Source organism: Streptomyces sp. NRRL S-378 (assembly GCF_000720645.1).
Classification (GTDB): domain Bacteria; phylum Actinomycetota; class Actinomycetes; order Streptomycetales; family Streptomycetaceae; genus Streptomyces.
Window position 1 is genome coordinate 1 of record NZ_JOBX01000224.1, and the last position, 274, is coordinate 274.

Annotated in this window: 1 protein-coding gene; it reads right to left on the reverse strand. The window is 74.5% G+C overall.

The features are described 5' to 3' along the window. Positions 1-274 (reverse strand): AMP-binding protein (locus tag IH80_RS0138580; RefSeq protein ID WP_030966589.1); only part of this gene is annotated, 274 nt, incomplete at both ends.

The window sequence follows — 274 nt, forward strand, 5'->3', positions numbered from 1 at the left end:
CGGCGACCAGGTACGCCACCAGGCGCTTGTCGCCGGGCCGGTCCTCGCGGGCGATGACCGTGACCTGGGAGAGGCCCGGGAAGCGGCCGAGCACGGCTTCGACCTCGCCGAGTTCGATGCGGAAGCCGCGGATCTTGACCTGGTCGTCGGCCCGGCCCACGAAGTCCAGCAGGCCGCCGTCGGCCCAGCGGGCCAGGTCGCCGGTGCGGTACATGCGGCTGCCGGCCGGACCGAAGGGGTCGGCGACGAACCGCTCCGCCGTCAGGTCCGGACG